Genomic DNA, 15,822 nt, shown 5'->3' with positions numbered 1-15,822 from the left:
GGAGATGCCGGTGCCCGAGCAGCGCACCCGGCTTGCCGACCCCCACCCACCGGGCGTTACTTACTGGAGTCAGCCGGTCACAAGTGGGGAGCTCCGGCGCTCGGGCACCGTGGCGCCGCGGTGGCGCAGTCGGCGAGCGAAGGAGGTGGTGCATGGAGATGATCCACGTCCGGCTGGTGAGCCCCGCTGATCTCACTGCCCGGGCGGTCGGGCTGCTGACCGACGACCGCTATGTCTTCAACCTGGTCGTCCTTGCCGAACTGGCGCACAACCCCGACGGCGACGCGATCGAGTGCGACATCCTGGCCGGTGCGGCCAACGCCGTGCTGCGCGGTCTGCGCGAGCTGGGACTCGACCGCCGCGGATCCATCGTCATCGAACCGGTCGAGATGGCCTTCTCCGGTACAGCGGCCGAAGCCGAGCAGCAGCAGCTCGGGGCGCTCGCGCACGCGCCGGTCTGGGAGGAGGTCGAAGCGCGGATTCGCGCCGAGGGCAGCTATCTGCCGAGTTTCTACGTCTACCTGGTCATCGCAGGCGTCATCGGGGCGGTGGGAATCATCACCAACTCCCAGATCCTGATCGTCGCGGCGATGGTCGTAGGACCGGAGTACGGCGCCATCACCAGCGTCGCACTGGGCATCGACCGCAGCAACGGCACCAGGATCCGCCAGGGCCTGTTCGCCCTGACCGGGGGATTCCTGCTGGCCATCCTCGTGACCTTCCTGTTCTCGTGGGCGGTCCGGGGCCTCGACTTTCAACCGAAGGCATTCGAGCTGGGATTCAGGCCCGTCTCCACGCTGATCGACGCCCCCAACGCCTTCTCCGTCGTCGTCGCGGTGCTGGCCGGCATCGTCGGGATCATGTCCCTGACCCAGGCCAGGACGAGCGCTCTGCTCGGCGTCTTCATCTCGGTCACCACCATCCCGGCCGCCGCCGACGTCGGCGTCTCCTGCGCGTTCTCCAGCTGGAGCGAGGCGCGCGGATCCCTGATCCAGCTCCTGCTCAACATCGTGCTGCTGATCCTGGTGGGCGTGTTGATGATCAGATTCCAACGGGCTGTCTGGCGGCGCATCGGCCGTCGCTACGGGCGGGCGGGCAGCGGGTGACGCCGTCGTCCGGGAACCGGCACGAGCGCCCTTGCACCGACCGCGGCCCGCCCCTGTGGCCTCAGCGGGCGAACCTGCCCGGCGATCGCGCCGACAGGAACGTGTCGTGCTTGACCGGGCCAATGAGGGGCCGCACGCTCCCGACGGGAGGGCCGGCACCGCAGGCCACCACAACGCCGGCGTCCGAGGACGGCCGGGTAGACCGAGGAGGCCACGCGTGCAGGAGAGCCGCACCGGACGGCAACTGACCCTTCGTCACGGCACGCACCGTGCCGTTGTCGTCGAACTGGGCGCGGCCCTTCGGTCGTACACGGTCGGTGAGCGCACCGTGATCGACGGATTCGCCGCACGGGACCGGATCACCGGCGGACACGGCCAGATCCTGGTGCCGTGGCCCAACCGGATCCGCGACGGCCGCTACTCCTGGGACGGGCAGGATCTGCAGCTGCCGCTCACGGAGCCGACCGGCGGCAACGCCATCCACGGGCTGCTCCGGTGGGTCGCGTGGCGGGTCGTGGAGGCGAGCGGCAGCCGCGCCGTCCTGGAGGTTTCGCTGTGGCCGCAGCCGGGCTACCCGTTCCACCTCCACGTCCGCGCCGAGTACACCCTGGGCGAGAGCGGGCTCGAAGTCGCCGTCACCGCACGCAACCTTGACGCGAGCGCCGCTCCGTACGGCTTCGGCCAGCATCCCTACGTCACCGCGGGCACCGCCGTCGTCGACCAGGCGGTGCTGACCGTCCCCGCACACACGTGGCTGCGCACCGATGAGCGCGGCCTGCCGGTCGCTGCCGAGCCGGTTGCCGGGAGCGAGTACGACCTGCGCACGCCCCGAGCTGTCGGTACGCTCCGGCTGGACACCCCTTTCGGCGACCTCGACCGGGACGCTGACGGTCGGGCCGTGGTGCGCCTGGCCCATCCGTCGGGCGCGTTCGGCACGGACGTGTGGCTCGGTGAAGGCGCCGGCTACGTGCAGCTCTACACCGGCGACACCCTCCCGCCGGGGGAGCGCCGTCGTGCGGTCGCCATCGAGCCGATGACCTGCCCGCCCGATGCCTTCCGCAGCGGCACCGGGCTCGTCAGCCTTGGTTCCGGCGAACAGCACACCGTCCGCTGGGGGATCACCCCGTGGGAGGAGTGACGACGCCGTCACGGCGCCCGACAGTCACACGGCACTCGGCGGATGTCTGACCCGGCCGGCCACGCGGCCGGCAGGCAAGAGCACCCGCTCGTCCCACCACCCCGCACCGGAAGGGCCGAATGTGACGACGAACCAGGTGCTCATCGGCGTGGGCGTGATCCTGGTCCTGGCCGTCGGATCGCAGATCCTGGCCGGCCGCCTGCGCATCCCCGCCCTCATCGTCCTGCTGCCGGTCGGCTTCTGCGCCGGCGCGCTGATCGACGACGTCGCCCCCGAGCAACTCCTGGGCACTGCGTTTTCCCCCCTGGTGTCGCTGGCCGTTGCCGTGATCCTCTACGACGCCGGCCTCGGGCTGGACCTGGCGAGACTGAAGGGCCACACCCGCCGCGTCGTCCTCCGGCTGATCTGCATCGGTGTCCCCATCACCGGACTGCTCGGCACGCTCCTCGCCGCGCCGCTGCTGGGGATGTCCGCACGGGCAGCCGTCATGATCGGCACGATCCTCGTGGTCTCGGGGCCGACGGTCGTCGGACCGCTGCTCGGCTTCGTGCGGCCGAAGGACCGCCTCCAGCACATCCTGATGTGGGAAGGTTCCCTCATCGACCCGGTCGGCGGCGTCCTGGGAGCGCTGGTCTTCCACGCGGTCGTGGCCGGCTCGCGCCACCACCTCAGCAGTGGGATGGAGCGTTTCCTCGGCAGCATGGGCATCGGAGTGGCCGGTGGAGCGGTCGGGGCGGCTCTGCTGTGGGTGCTGTTCCGGGTGCTGCGGCTCGGCGAGGTCCTCGGGACCACGGCGCAGCTTGCCGCGGTGATCGGTGTCGCGGCGTTCTGCGATGTCCTGCGCGACGACACGGGACTCATCGCCGCCGTGGTGATGGGCCTGGCCGTCGCCAACCTCCCCGGCATGGACGTACCCGCGCGTCGGCCGTTCTTCGAGACCCTGGTCAGCCTGATCCTCGGCCTGCTCTTCATCTCGATCTCGGCCACCGTCACCCCGCACTCGCTGCGCCATGTGTGGCTGCCCGCGCTCGGGCTCGCCGCCTTTCTGGTACTGATCGTCAGGCCGCTGGTCGCGGTCGTGTCCACCTTCCGCACCGACCTGACACGCAGCGAGCGGGGCTTCATCGGCTGGATGGCGCCGCGCGGCATCGTCGCGGCCGCCACGGCTTCGACGTTCTCGTCCGACCTGGTGGCCCAGGGGATCGGCGGCGCTTCGAAGATCCTTCCGGCCACGTTCGTGGTCATCGTCGCGACCGTGACGCTTTACGGCCTGACCGCCTCGCCCGTCGCCCGGCGCCTGGGCGTGGTGCGCCCGTCCCGCTCGCGGCCCCTGCTGGTCGGCGGTGACCCCTGGGTGGTCGACCTGGGCGTGGCCCTGAAGTCGGCAGGGTTGGAGGTGCTGATGTGGGCAGGGGAAGAGGAACAGCGTGAACGCATCCGGCAGGCCGGGATCGAGCTTGCGCCCGGTGAGCTGCTGGGCGCCGCCACGGGCGGGGCCGCCGAGCTGGAGGGCATCACGGCGCTGTACTTTCTCACCGCCGAGGACGACTTCAACGCACTCGCGGCAGTGCTTCTGCGAGGCAGCGTGGAGGGCACGGTCCACCGTCTCAACGCACCGGCCGACAGCCACGGCGCAGTGGCGCCTTTCATCGGCGGTGAGATTCTGTTCGGCCCGGATCTGACCTGGCCGACGTTCTCCCGCAGGTACGAGGAGGGGGCAGCCGTTCTGGGGCAGCCAGCCGAAGAGGCCCTGCGGCCAGGCAGCGATCTGCTGTTCCTCGTGCGCCGGGACGGCCGCCTCGACCCGGTCACGGAAGCCGGCACACCCCTGCCCCGGCCGGGGGACACGGCTGTTCTGCTGACGCCGGGTGCTCGGGGTACCGACACGCCGGAGTAGGCCGGCGTCGGCTGTCGGCCGTCCGGAAGCTCCACCCCAAGTACCGGGGGCCGAGCTTCTGCGCGTTGGAGGGGGAATCCGCTGCGGCCGGGTTCGAATCCTGTCCGCGAGCTGCCGGTTCTGGCCTTCCCGCTTGCGTTCGCGCACCCGAGGCAGGCGTTGAGGACACAAGAATCAGGAATAGTCGGGCAAAGATCAAATGATGCTCCCTCCCGACAGCAACCTTCTCTGTGTCGGGCGCCACGGCAGCACGCCACTGCCTGAGTCAGGAGACAGCCTGGTCCTCCTGACTCCGGCCGAGGTCGGTCGGCCATCGGAAGGTAGGGGCTATGAGTGGTCCGGATCGCGTCCCAGGAAGCTTGGCGGGACACCATCCAATCCCACGGGCCGGCAGGCCGTATCCGGGCGCCTCTCGGAGCCGCGGACAGGGCCATCGGCCCCGCGGTACCCACGAGCCGGTCCCCCGAGAGCACAGGCAGTCGCGCAACACTTCTGGGCCACTACCGATTGCGGGCTGCGGTGGTGCCGCATCTCATGGATCCCATGCAGCAACAAACCTCTCCACCGGACAGTGCCGTGCCTCCGATGGAGCGATCGCACTGGGTGGCCTTCGCCGGAATCCTGCTCATGGTCAGCGCCCTCTTCAACCTGCTCAATGGATTTGTGGCGATCCTCAATCACGGCTACTACTCGAAGGTCTATTCCGGAGGCAACCGGCTGCTCATCTTCAACTACACGGCTTGGGGCTGGATCTGGGTCGCCATCGGCATCGTGATGGCCCTGGCGGGTCTCGGTGTACTCGTGGGCTCCAGAGCGGCGCGGCTGACGGGCATCTGTCTGGCAGTGTTCTGTCTCGTCGGTCAGATGATCTTCCTTCCGGTCTACCCATTCTGGTCTCTGTTCACGATGCTGGTGTCCGTGCTGGTCATCTACGGTCTGCTGGCAGAGCCGCGACACGTGCACGGCGCGCGCTTGTAGCGCAGCGCAGGCCCGGACGACATTGCCCCGTCTGGGGCACGACTTGCGGTGGTTGTCGCGCCTGTGGTGGCACCCCTGCCGACACCCTGCCCGCTCGGTGTCTGTGGCGCACACCGAGCGGCGGCAGCCGGCCCGCGCTCGGGGAGCAGCGCGGACTGCATTCTTTTCCGCGAGCTCGTGCTGCGGCATTCTCCGCAACGTCCGTGCCGATCCGACGAGCGGCCGGGGGGAAGCTGTTGCTCCTTGGCGACGCCCATCCCGGCACCTGTCGCGCCGATGAGGTCGAACAGCTCGTCGTCTTGTTCCTGGCTCGCCGCGGCGCCTCTCCTGGCGGGGCGTGACCCGTCCCTGCAGGGACCTGTCCTTCTGAGAGTGCGGAACGTGATCTTCTGTCCGGCTTGTGATCGCTCGATGGTGTGATGTTGGGGTATCGCGGCCGGTCAGGCGTTCGGGGTTCGCTTGGGTTGTGGCATGAGCATGCGCAAGCCGTACTCGAGTGACGCTTCCGATGAGCAGTGGGCCCTGGTCGAGCCCGTGGTCACAGCCTGGAAGGCCACGCATCCGTCGGTCAGCGGCCATCAGGGCAGATACGAGATGCGGGAGATCGTGAACGCGATCCTTTACCAGAACCGCGGCGGCTGCCAGTGGGACCTGCTGCCCCACGACCTGCCGCCCGCCGGTGCGGTGAAGTACTACTTCTACAAGTGGCGCGATGATGGCACCGACCAGACCATCCATGATCTGATGCGGTGGCAACTTCGGGAGAAGAAGCGGCGGTTAGCCGATCCGAGCCTGGTGGTCCTGGACACGCAGAGCATCCACACCGCGGTCGGCGTCCCCGCCACGACGACCGGCAAGGATGTTGCGAAAAGGGTTCCGGGCAGGAAGAGATGCCTGGCCGTGGACGTCTTGGGCCTCGTCATCGACTGTGCCGTGCTGCCCGCGTCCGCGCACGAGAACATCGCCGGTATCGCGCTGCTGGACGGTGTCGTCGCACAGTGCGACACGGTGACCAAGGCCCTGGTCGACCAGGGCTTCAAGAACAAGGTCGTCGAGCACGGCAAGACGGTGGGCATCGACGTCGAGATCGTCGAACGCAACCCGGAGCAGGTCGGGTTCGTTCCGCAGGCGAAGCGGTGGATCGTGGAGCAGACGAACGGGATCTTGATGTTCTACCGCCGTCTCGTACGCGACTACGAACACCGCCCCGCCTCCTCCCGCTCCCGCGTCTTTTGGGCGATGACCTCCGTCATGAGCCGGCGCCTCACCGGTAACACCATCGCCTCCTGGCGGACCGCATGAGCGAGAACCTGCATGCGAGAGCCATCCTGGAGCACATCGACGCTCGTGATCGCGAACTTGCAGATCAGGACGCGCAGTTGAGAGACCGCATCGAAGAACTCACCCGGCAGCTCAGTGAGATCGATGCGGAGAGCGAGAACCTGCGGACCACCCGCAAGACCCTCCTCGCTCTCCCCGTGCTCTCATCCGCCACCGAGCCGGACCGCCCCGACAGCCCGGAACACCCCGCCTACCAGCAGATCCTCACCGCCCTGGCCGACGCGGGCCGGCCGATGCGCGCCCGCGACCTCTGCCAGGCCCTCGACCTGCCGATCCTCCCGAAGAACACCGAAGGCATCCGCTCGAAACTGAAGCGTCTGGTCAGCCGCGGCATCCTCGCCGAGCCCGAACCCGGCCTGTTTGCCCCACCCGGCGCTTGAGGACCATCTCACGCCCGTGACCAGCGATCCTTACCCAACCTCAACTACAAAACAGACAAGGGCTCACATTCCGCACTCTGAGAGGCCACGGCTTGGCCGAGTGCCCGAGCGAGAGCCTTTGCATGTACGAGAACACCGACTACAACGGCACCACCGACGTGCGAAGAGGTAACCCATCGTCCAGAGCGTGGGGAAGCCGGCGACCTTGTGGAAGCAAGCCACGCTATGTCGTCCCGTCATGCCGCGGCCCCGCCTCATGAAGGACCACCTTGCCAGTCGCCGGTTCGGGCGGGTGGTCCTGGCCGTGGCGAGGCTCACTGCTCATCTCCGTGAGCTGCGCGACGCGGTGGGCCGGCTGCTGCCCCCGTGGGGATGCCTGTTACAGGGGCGCGGCGGTCCGTCTCAAGACGGGGATGGTGCCTGCCGGGGGCGCAGGTGCAGGTGGAGTTTGCGGGGGCGGATGACGATGTCTTTTTCGTAGCGGACGGGCGCGGCGGTGGTGGGGATGAGGTGCCAGCGGCGAGTGAGGGCGGCGAGGGCGAGGGTGAGTTCGCCCATGCCGAGGGTGTCGCCGATGCATTTGCGGGCGCCCAGGCCGAAGGGGATGAGGGAGCCAGGGACGGGAGGTGTGGGGCGGCTCCAGCGGTCGGGGGCGAAGTGGTGGGGGCGAGGGTGGGCGGAGGGCAGGTGCTGGACGAGGTGGGCGCTGATGACGACGGTGTCTCCGGCGCGCAGAGGGTGGTCGCCCAGCGTGGTGTCACGGGTGACGGAGCGGGTGAGGAGCCAGACGGGAGGGTAGTGCCGCAGGGTTTCGGTGATGACGCGGCTGGTGAGTTCCAGGTGGGGCAGATGAGTGTGGGTAGGGGGGCCTGCGGGCAGGGCGGCGGCTTCGGCGTGGACGCGCTGTTGGAGTGCGGCGTCCTGCGCCAGATGGTGGGCGGCCCAGGCCAGGGCGTTGCCCGTGGTTTCCATGCCGGCGATGAAGAACGTGATGACCTGGTCGCTGACGTCCTTGTCGGTCAGGGTGTGGCCGTCCGGGCCGGGTTCGGTCAGGAGGCTGAGGAAGGCTCCGTGGTCGGTGGTGCGGGCGCGGTGTTCGGTGATGATGCGGCCCAAGGTGGCCCGCAGATGTGATTGGGCGCGGGTGTAGCGGCGGTGGGCCGGCAGCGGCAGGCGGGTGTAGGCGGCGGGGAGCAGCGCGTGGGAGTAGATGCCTGCGGTGATGGCGGACATGTCTTCCACCATGGTGGTGACGGTGGCGCCGTCCAGGGTGCCGTCGAAGAGGGTGGCCACGATGGCGCGGGCGGTCAGGGCCTGCGCCTGGGCGGCCATGTCGAGGGTCTGACCCGGGCGCCACTGATCGATGCCGTCGGTGATTTCGGCGGCCATGAGGTCGAGGTGGGCAGGCACGCGGTCTTTGTGGAAAACGGGCTGGAGCAGGCGCCGTTGCTGTCGGTGACGTGCATGGGGGCAGGCCAGGAGACCGTTGCCCATGACGTCGGCGATGCGGTCGTACAGCGGGCCGCCCTTGTCGTAGAGGGCGTCGTCGAGGAGGACTTCCCGGGTGAGAGCGGGGTCGCTGACGAGGGTGGCGGTCAGCGGACCCAGCCGTACGCGTGACAGCGGCCCGTGGGCGGGCGCGGTGGTGAGGAACCCGGCTGGATCGTGGAGCAGGCGCAGGGCGTGTCCGATCAGAGGCAGCGCGCCGGGCAGCAGCGGCAGCGCCGCTGGGACGGTGTGGGTGCGAGAGGCCGTGTGCGACATGGTTCTCCTGATCACGGTGGGCGGGATACGGACGGCGACGGCCGCTGTGGCGGCATGCCGAGGTGTGCTGTGGGCGCGGCGTATCAGGCGTTCCACCACCAGGCGGCGACCGGCGTGGTGAGAGGCTGGCCGAGGCGCGCGAGATCAGTTGGCCGGGACATGATGGCGGGCATCTGGATGCGGGGTGCCACGGTCTCGCCGGGGTTGTTGGGGTCGTTGTAGCGCCCGCTGGTGAGGTGCCAGTGCAGGCTGCCGGCGACCCAGTCGGTCAGGGCGCGCACGTAACGGGCGAGCCGGGGGTTGTCGCCTTCGGTGATGCGCTGGGCGAGCTGGTGCAGCCGGTGCATGGCCCGGTCGTGCATCAACGTCGCCTCGCGGAGGGCCTGTTGGGGGGTGCAGCTGTGATGGCGGGCGAGGACGGGCACCAGGTTCATGGCTTCGGGGTAGCCGAAGTGCTGCTCGCGGAATGCCTCCTTGTTGTAGGAGGTGGTGTCGTTGTGCCAGGCGATGAGGGCGACGCACAGGTCGTGCAGGACGTGGATGCGCGGGTCGTGGTACTCCTCGGCGGTCAGGACGTAGTCCTGGGCGATTTCGATGAAGGCGAGCGCGGACAGGGCGGCGCTGCTGCTCTGCCACATCATGAGGTAGTCGTCCAGGCTCGCGGAGTGCGGCTTCTGGCGGATGGCGGCCTCCCAGACCAGGCCGGAGAAGTACGCGTCGACCTGGTCGGTCCACCGGTAGACCTGGGCGGGTGTGCCCTGGCGGTCGAGGGCGGCGCGGATGTCGAGGAGGGAGGCGGCCCACTTGTCGTCGCGCATCAGCGGGGCGTTGGGGGTCTGCAGTGCACGGCTGAGGCGGGCGAGGTAGGGGGCGAGGGTTTCGGGGGCGGTGCCGCCGAGGGTCTCGTCGCAGAGCGCGTCGTCGAAGGCGAAGAGCCAGTTGCAGTAGTTCGTACCGGCCAGGAGGGTGTCGGCGCGGCCGTCGGGAATGCCGAGGCCGACGAAGTCCCCGACGTGGGCACGGCGGGTGTACTCGTGGTGTGCCTCGTCCTGGAAGAGGCCGAAGCGCTGCATCCAGGTGAGGCTTTCGGCGTCGATGGCCTCGGCGTGTGGGGAGCGGCGTGCGGGAAAGGGGCAGTACAGGGATGGCACGGCAAGCGGTGTGTGCGTATGCGTCGTCACGGTAACTCCTGCACGTTGAGGGGCAGTTGAGAAGAGCCGGGCCAGCCGTGACCCGGCTCGAGGACGTGCGGAGAAGGTCAGGGTGTGGGCACGGTCACCGCGGCGGGGGCGGCGGGTGAGGGGGTGGGCGCCGGCGGCGGGGTGGGGCGCGGGGAGCGGATCATCATCACGCCCAGGGCCAGGGACCACAGGGCGAAGCCGACGTAGGAGCCGAAGCTGCCCCAGCCCCAAGGGGTGAAGGGGGAGTCGTCCGTGGTGAGGACGTTGAAGAAGTAGGCGAAGTGGGCCACGGCCAGGACGCGGGAGGTCCAGCCGGTCCAGCGGGGCAGCGTGGTGTTCTTGAGGATCAGGCTGCCGGCGGCGTAGGAGAACAGGGCCAGGGGCAGCGACCCGGCGTAGCCGAAGGTGACGCACAGGTCGTAACTGAGGTGCAGGTAGGCGCTGTTGATGGCGGCCGGGCGCTGAGCGGCGATGGGGCCGAGGAGGAATGCGGCGTTGGACATCATCCAGCACAGGCCGACGGACAGGGCGCTGGGGATGAGGAGTTCGGCGTACAGGGGGGCGCGGCCCGGTCCGGTGAGCCAGCGCTTGAGGCCGGCGGCGAACCAGATGAAGAGCAGGCCGAAGGCGATGTCGATGGTGTAGCCGGAGATCGACGGGTTCTGGGCGAACCAGGTGCTGATGCTGTCGGAGGAGTCGCTCCAGTAGGGGAAGGGGCGGGTCAGGGGGTTGCGGACGAAGGGGAGCGGGACCAGGAAGAACGCCACCATGGCGATCCCGATCCAGCCGGCGACCTTGGCCTCGCGGCGTTCGTCGTGGGCGTTGAGCATGGCGTGTCCTTATGCGATAGGCAGCGGGATGGAGGCGATGCCCGGACAGGGCTCGCCGGTGTGAGCGCGGGCGGCCGTTGGAGGGTGCCCGCGCATTGGAGCAGCGTGATGGGGCGCGTTCAGGCCGAGCCTCGGCATCCGGGCAGGCCGCTTTGCCCTGGAAGCCAGGGTGTGAGGGGATGGCTGGCTTGGGAGCGGAGTGGGCCGGGGCTCGTGCCGCTGGTGGCGCCGGGCCCGCTGACTGCTGGGACTGCTTCGGTCAGCGGGCCCGTGGCGGTGGGTCAGCGCAGGCCGGCGAGCCAGGAATCGGCGGTGACCAGGCCCTTCCAGGGGCGGTCGGCGGAGTCGGCCAGGGCGGTGAGCGCGTCCGCGAGGCGGCGCAGCAGGTTCTCGGCGTAGTGCGGCGGGGCGTACGCGGGGTCGAAGATGACGGCCAGGTCCAGTGCGTCTCTGCTTTCGCGGGCCAGCAAGCCCAGGTCGCAGGGCAGTTGGAAGAGCTGTCCGGTGAAGGCGGGGTCGAGCTGGTCCGTGCGCTCGACGGCGCAGCCGCTCAGACGCAGCCCCTCGACGGGGGGTAGGTAGTCGTAGAAGACGAACTGCGAGGCGGCGAAGAGTTCTCCGATCGGTGGGTGGACGCCTGCCAGGGTGAGCAGGGAGGCGCTGTCGTGACGGAGGGCTTGGTGCAGGTCCGTATCCGCGGCGTGCAGAGCCTGTCGCACGGTCAGCGCGGGATCTTGGGGCACGTGGTGGCGTACGGGGACGGCCTGGGCGTACAGGCCGGCGGTGTGGGCGGTGTCCGCCGGGTGGGCGGCGCTGACGGCGAGGAGGAGCGTCTCGTCCTGCCCGGTGTCGGCCGCCACGATGGCGGCGAAGAGCGCGTACAGGGCGCTGGCCGGGGTCAGGCGCTCAGTGCGGGCCAGCGCGTGGAAGGCGGTGGCGGTGGCGGCGGGAATGCGGCGGGTCCGCAGCAGGGCGTCGTGGACATCGGTGTGGCTGCCCAGTTGAGTGGGCGGGATCAGGAGACCGGGCCGGGCTCCTGAGAGGCGTTGCGTCCAGAAGGCGATGTCGTCGGCGCGTGGTTCCTCCGGCGCGTTGAGCGCTTGGTAGTTGGTCGTCGGCAGCGTGGTGGTGCGGCCCGCGGTGGCGTCCGCGTAGAGGGTGGACAGCTGCTGTTCCACGAGGTTGAGGGACCAGCCGTCGGAGGTGAGGTGGTGCAGGCGCAGGCCCAGCAGGTGATCGTGCGGGCCGGCGGTGAGCAGGGTCGCGGTGAAGACGTGCCCGGCAGCGGCGTCGAGGGGATCGGCGGCGTCCAGGGCCGCCAGGAACTCCGCAGGGCTGCGGGAGTCGGCTGCCTCCAAGGCATGATGGCGCAGGACCGCCTCGGAAGCGGCGTGGACGGTCTGGTGCAGTCCACCCGGTTCGCCGGTCAGCTGCACCGCGGTGCGCAGCGCGGGCTGGTGGGCCACGAGACGGTCCACGGCCACCGACAGAGCACGGACATCGAGAGGGCCGCGGATGCGGTAGTGGCATTCCAGTGAGAAGCGCGGCCCGTGGCTGGGAAGGATCCCGCCGGCCCGGTCGTCGTTGACGCGCAGGAACTGGTGCGTGGGCCCGGCAGCGAGCCGCACCCCGTCCGGACCGATTTCCCGCAGGGTGTCGGGCGTGGACGCGGTCCGCTGCGCGGGCAGGGACGTGGTGGTGGCCGGGCCTGCCAGGTGGGCGGCCAGCCGGGCCGCGGTGGGGTGTTCCAGCACCGTACGGGACGGGACGCACTGCCCCAGGGCGTCACCGATGTGTGTGGCGGCTCGGACAGCCCGCAGCGAGTCGCCGCCCAGCTCCACGAAGTCGTCGTCCATGCCCACCCGGTCGAGCTCCAGAACGTTCGCCAGGATTGCGGTGAGTGTCTCTTCGACCGGCGACTCGGGCGCCCGGTAGGTCGTGGACATCGCAGGCCGTTCGCTCGACGGTACGGGCAGGGCCGCCCGGTCGAGCTTGCCGTTGCTGCCCAGGGGCAGTTCGGTCAGCAGCACGTACCGGCTGGGCCGCTCGTGCCCGGGCAGGCGGGCATCGGCCTGACGGCGCAACGCCGGAAGCAGGTCCTCGGATGCCCGGGCCAGGACGTGCCGGTGCAGGGGCGCCGAGATGAACTCGTCGTCGCACACAGGTTGCGGCCACCGCACCGCGACTACCTGCCGGGCTTCCGCACCGGTGCGGGCGGCGGGAAGGAACACGACATCAAGGGCACCGTCGCGATATCCCGCCGCGCGCGAGAGCCGCGCCGGCCGTCCCAGCTCCGCCGCCAGTTCCTCCAAGGCCGTGGGGTGCACGGCGTCGGCTTCGGCACGGGCGGCCAGAGCACGCAGCTCGCCGGCGGTGAACCCGCTGCGGCCCGACGCGAGGACGTCCCGCACCGCGCACGCCCCGGCCGTACGACGACTGGGCACCCGCAGGATGCCCACCGGGCCCGACTCTGCCGACAGCAGCTCACGCAGCCCGCCCAGGCTCCCGGGCCAGCGATGCCATTGGTCCACCTCGACCACATGCTGCGGCGGTTGGGGGGTGAGGACGGCGTCGAAGCGGAAGTCGTTCATCTCGTTGCGGGCCAGACCGGTGCGCGGCCGGATCTCGGCGTGCCAGGCGGCGTAGCGGGTGAACCAGCGTGGGTCCACCAGCAGATACGGATCAAGCGCGACCCGCCGCCGCCACCGGGTGCGCAACACCTCTACTTCCACGCCGTCGTCGGCCCCATCCAGGACAACGGACGCGTGGAAGGCGTCCTGCACCGAACGGTCTTTCACGTCCCCGAACACCGCGCGACCGCCGGGCGCAGCCGCCCCCAGCGCGGCCGTCACGGCGCGGGACAGATGGGTGTCCCCGCGCAGGTAGGGCACGACCGAGTTGCACAGCACCAGATCCATTCCCGTGACGTCCTGCGCGCTGGTCACATCCCCCTGACGCAGCTCGATGCCGGACAGTCCCATGCCGTCCAGCCGGGTACGCAGGGCGGTGAGGGACTCGGCGGAGACATCCACGCCCACGACACGTACCGCCGCCCCGGCCAGCCGGGCCAGGATCATGCCTGAACCACAGCCCAGATCCAACAGGCTGCCCGGGGGGCCGTTCTCGGTGGCCAGCCGCACCGTGGCATCGATCCATTCGTTCATCTCCGCGTCCGGGAGCTGCTTGCCGCTGTAGCTGCTGGTCCACCCCGCTCGTTCGTCACGGAAGTCGAGGCCGCTGAACAGCTCCTCCCAACTCTCGTGCAGTTGCCGGGCCGCGCTCTGCTCGTCCCACTGCGGGACCACGTGGGCGACCAGGCGGTCCTGGTGGACGCCGACTGCCACGTCCCGCACCCCCGGCACCTCCCCAAGTACCCGGGCGATGCCTTCGGGCTCCACCCGGAAGCCCCGCACCTTGACCTGGGCGTCGCGCCGGCCCAACAACTCCAGCCTGCCGCTTCCGTTGAACCGGCCCAGGTCACCCGTGCGGTACATCCGCTGTGCCCCGTCGCCGGGGTGGGCCACGAAACGGGAAGCGGTCAGTTCGGCATCCCCCGCATACCCCTGTGCCAGGCCGGCACCCGCGATGCACACCTCACCGGTCTCGCCCGGAGGCACGGGCTGGCCGTTCCCCCCGATCACCAGGACGGGCGTACCCGGCAGTGGGGTGCCGACCGTGACGGGTTCCCCGGGCCGCAGTACTCCCGCCGCACACCACACAGCGGCTTCCGTCGGCCCGTAGGCATTGACCAGCTCTACGCCCGGCATCCTGCGGTGATGGTCGGCGGCCAGTTCGCTCGGGCAGGGCTCTCCCCCCACCATGACCTGCCGCAGGTGTGCCGAGGGCCCCTCCAGACGGGGCAGGACCGCTCCGTACAGCGAAGGCGTGAGCAGAACATGACTGACCGCTCCCGCGGACAACTGGTGGGCAAGGTCGGTCAGGGCCTGCTGCGGTTCCGCCGATCCCAGCCACACGGTTCCGCCGGCCAGCAGCGGCAACCAGATCCCCGGCAGCGACGCATCCGTCGTCATCGGCGACACCACCGCCATGCACCGCACCGGTGCGGCAAAGCGGCGCGCATAGGCTTGCATGGTGTGCGCGATCGCCCCGTGCGTCACCGCGACCGGCTTCGGCCGACCCGACGTGCCGGAGGTATGGATGATGTAGGCGAGCATCTCCGGCGAAGGGCCCGGCAGCTCCTGCACATCCACTGGGTCGACGCCCTGGTGATGCGGCACCGGCTCGTCCATGTCGAACCGGTCGACGCCGACGGGCGGGCTCTGTCCGGACAGGGTGAGGACATGCCGCGCATCCACCCCGGCCAGCAGCTCACGCACCCGGTGCGGCGGGTCATCGGCAGACACCGGCACATACACCGCCCCCGCCGCAAAGACTGCCAGCTGCGCCACCACCGCCCGCACACCTCGCGGCACCATGCATGCCACGGCGACACCCGGACCAACCCCACCCGCACGCAAGGACCGGGCCCACGCCCGAGCTTCGTCCAGGAGCTGGGCGTACGTCAGGCTTCCCGACGCATCCGTCACCGCTGCCGCGCCCGACAGCTGTTGCGCACGCTCGCACAGCAGCCGCCACAAGGTGGTGCTGGGTTCCGGACGGGGGGACTCTGAACGGATCCCGTACGCCCCAAGAACGTCAGTCACGATTCTCCCGAAGATAGCGATTGCGGAAATAGACCCAAAGAACCAAGGATCGAAGCGGAATCAGGAACGTTCGGACGGGAACCGTCCCGTAGTCCCAAAAGGCTGCCAGGCCAGTACCGATCCGCCCGAATGTGCTCCCCAGGGTCACCGGCGTGGCAAACATCTCATTTCTCCCCAGCGGCCGTCGAAAGTTCTCGGCCATTCAAGAAGAATGCAGTGTTGAGTGGTTCGGTCCAGTATGGATTGCCACTGGGGCCGCATTCACCGCAAATAGGAAGCGGCTGATTGACGCCGGGAAGCTGCGCGACGGCACAGGGGCGACAAGACGTGCGCGCCATAGGGGACCACCAGTGCCGGGTGACAGTCCGTCACTCGGGAGAGCCAAGGCCGATGGGCGACCCTGCCTGATCGGGCGGGCCTCGAAGATTCTTCCTCGGCCACGAACGACGTCCGGGCGACGCGGTGATGGCGTCGTCCTGCTGTGGGACGTGGAGGCTGCCGACCAACGGCAGCGCACCGCCTTCGCCGCTCCGAAAACGGGAG

General features: G+C 69.7%; 10 protein-coding genes. 6 read left to right on the top strand and 4 right to left on the bottom strand.

Going from position 1 to position 15,822, the window contains the following annotated elements; genetic code table 11:
* The first annotated feature begins 152 nt into the window (after positions 1-152).
* From OG522_RS01180 to OG522_RS01155, 6 genes are all read left to right on the top strand, one after another.
* The gene (locus tag OG522_RS01180) at positions 153-1,106 is read left to right on the top strand and encodes a DUF389 domain-containing protein (RefSeq protein WP_329461027.1); all 954 of its coding nucleotides are present in this window, start codon (positions 153-155) and stop codon (positions 1,104-1,106) included.
* Between the two features lie 217 nt (positions 1,107-1,323).
* Positions 1,324-2,244, top strand: a complete 921-nt coding sequence (locus tag OG522_RS01175) for an aldose 1-epimerase family protein (protein ID WP_329461026.1) — start codon at positions 1,324-1,326, stop codon at positions 2,242-2,244.
* 121 nt (positions 2,245-2,365) lie between these two features.
* On the top strand, positions 2,366-4,141 hold the full coding sequence (locus OG522_RS01170; protein ID WP_329461025.1) for a cation:proton antiporter: 1,776 nt from the start codon (positions 2,366-2,368) through the stop codon (positions 4,139-4,141).
* A gap of 534 nt (positions 4,142-4,675) precedes the next feature.
* On the top strand, positions 4,676-5,119 hold the full coding sequence (locus OG522_RS01165; RefSeq protein WP_329461024.1) for a DUF7144 family membrane protein: 444 nt from the start codon (positions 4,676-4,678) through the stop codon (positions 5,117-5,119).
* Positions 5,120-5,590: 471 nt separating this feature from the next.
* Positions 5,591-6,421, top strand: a complete 831-nt coding sequence (locus tag OG522_RS01160) for an IS5 family transposase (protein WP_329461023.1) — start codon at positions 5,591-5,593, stop codon at positions 6,419-6,421.
* Positions 6,418-6,840: a hypothetical protein gene (locus OG522_RS01155; RefSeq protein WP_329461022.1), complete on the top strand. Its 423-nt coding sequence runs from the start codon at positions 6,418-6,420 to the stop codon at positions 6,838-6,840. The genes OG522_RS01160 and OG522_RS01155 overlap by 4 nt, the downstream gene beginning before the upstream one ends.
* A gap of 402 nt (positions 6,841-7,242) precedes the next feature.
* Here OG522_RS01155 and OG522_RS01150 read toward each other — a convergent pair whose 3' ends face one another.
* The 4 genes from OG522_RS01150 to OG522_RS01135 all read right to left on the bottom strand — a co-directional run bounded on the left by OG522_RS01150 (position 7,243) and on the right by OG522_RS01135 (position 15,279).
* Positions 7,243-8,604, bottom strand: coding sequence for a cytochrome P450 (locus tag OG522_RS01150; protein ID WP_329461021.1), 1,362 nt, complete (start codon positions 8,602-8,604; stop codon positions 7,243-7,245).
* A gap of 83 nt (positions 8,605-8,687) precedes the next feature.
* Positions 8,688-9,785, bottom strand: coding sequence for a terpene synthase family protein (locus OG522_RS01145; RefSeq protein ID WP_329461020.1), 1,098 nt, complete (start codon positions 9,783-9,785; stop codon positions 8,688-8,690).
* Positions 9,786-9,862: 77 nt separating this feature from the next.
* Positions 9,863-10,615 (bottom strand): hypothetical protein, encoded by a 753-nt coding sequence (locus OG522_RS01140; protein WP_329461019.1) that lies wholly within the window; start codon positions 10,613-10,615, stop codon positions 9,863-9,865.
* 281 nt (positions 10,616-10,896) lie between these two features.
* Positions 10,897-15,279 (bottom strand): non-ribosomal peptide synthetase, encoded by a 4,383-nt coding sequence (locus tag OG522_RS01135; protein ID WP_329461018.1) that lies wholly within the window; start codon positions 15,277-15,279, stop codon positions 10,897-10,899.
* Positions 15,280-15,822: the final 543 nt, after the last annotated feature.

This window comes from Streptomyces sp. NBC_01431 (assembly GCF_036231355.1).
Classification (GTDB): Bacteria; Actinomycetota; Actinomycetes; order Streptomycetales; family Streptomycetaceae; genus Streptomyces.
This window is presented reverse-complemented; position numbering and strand designations above follow the sequence as displayed.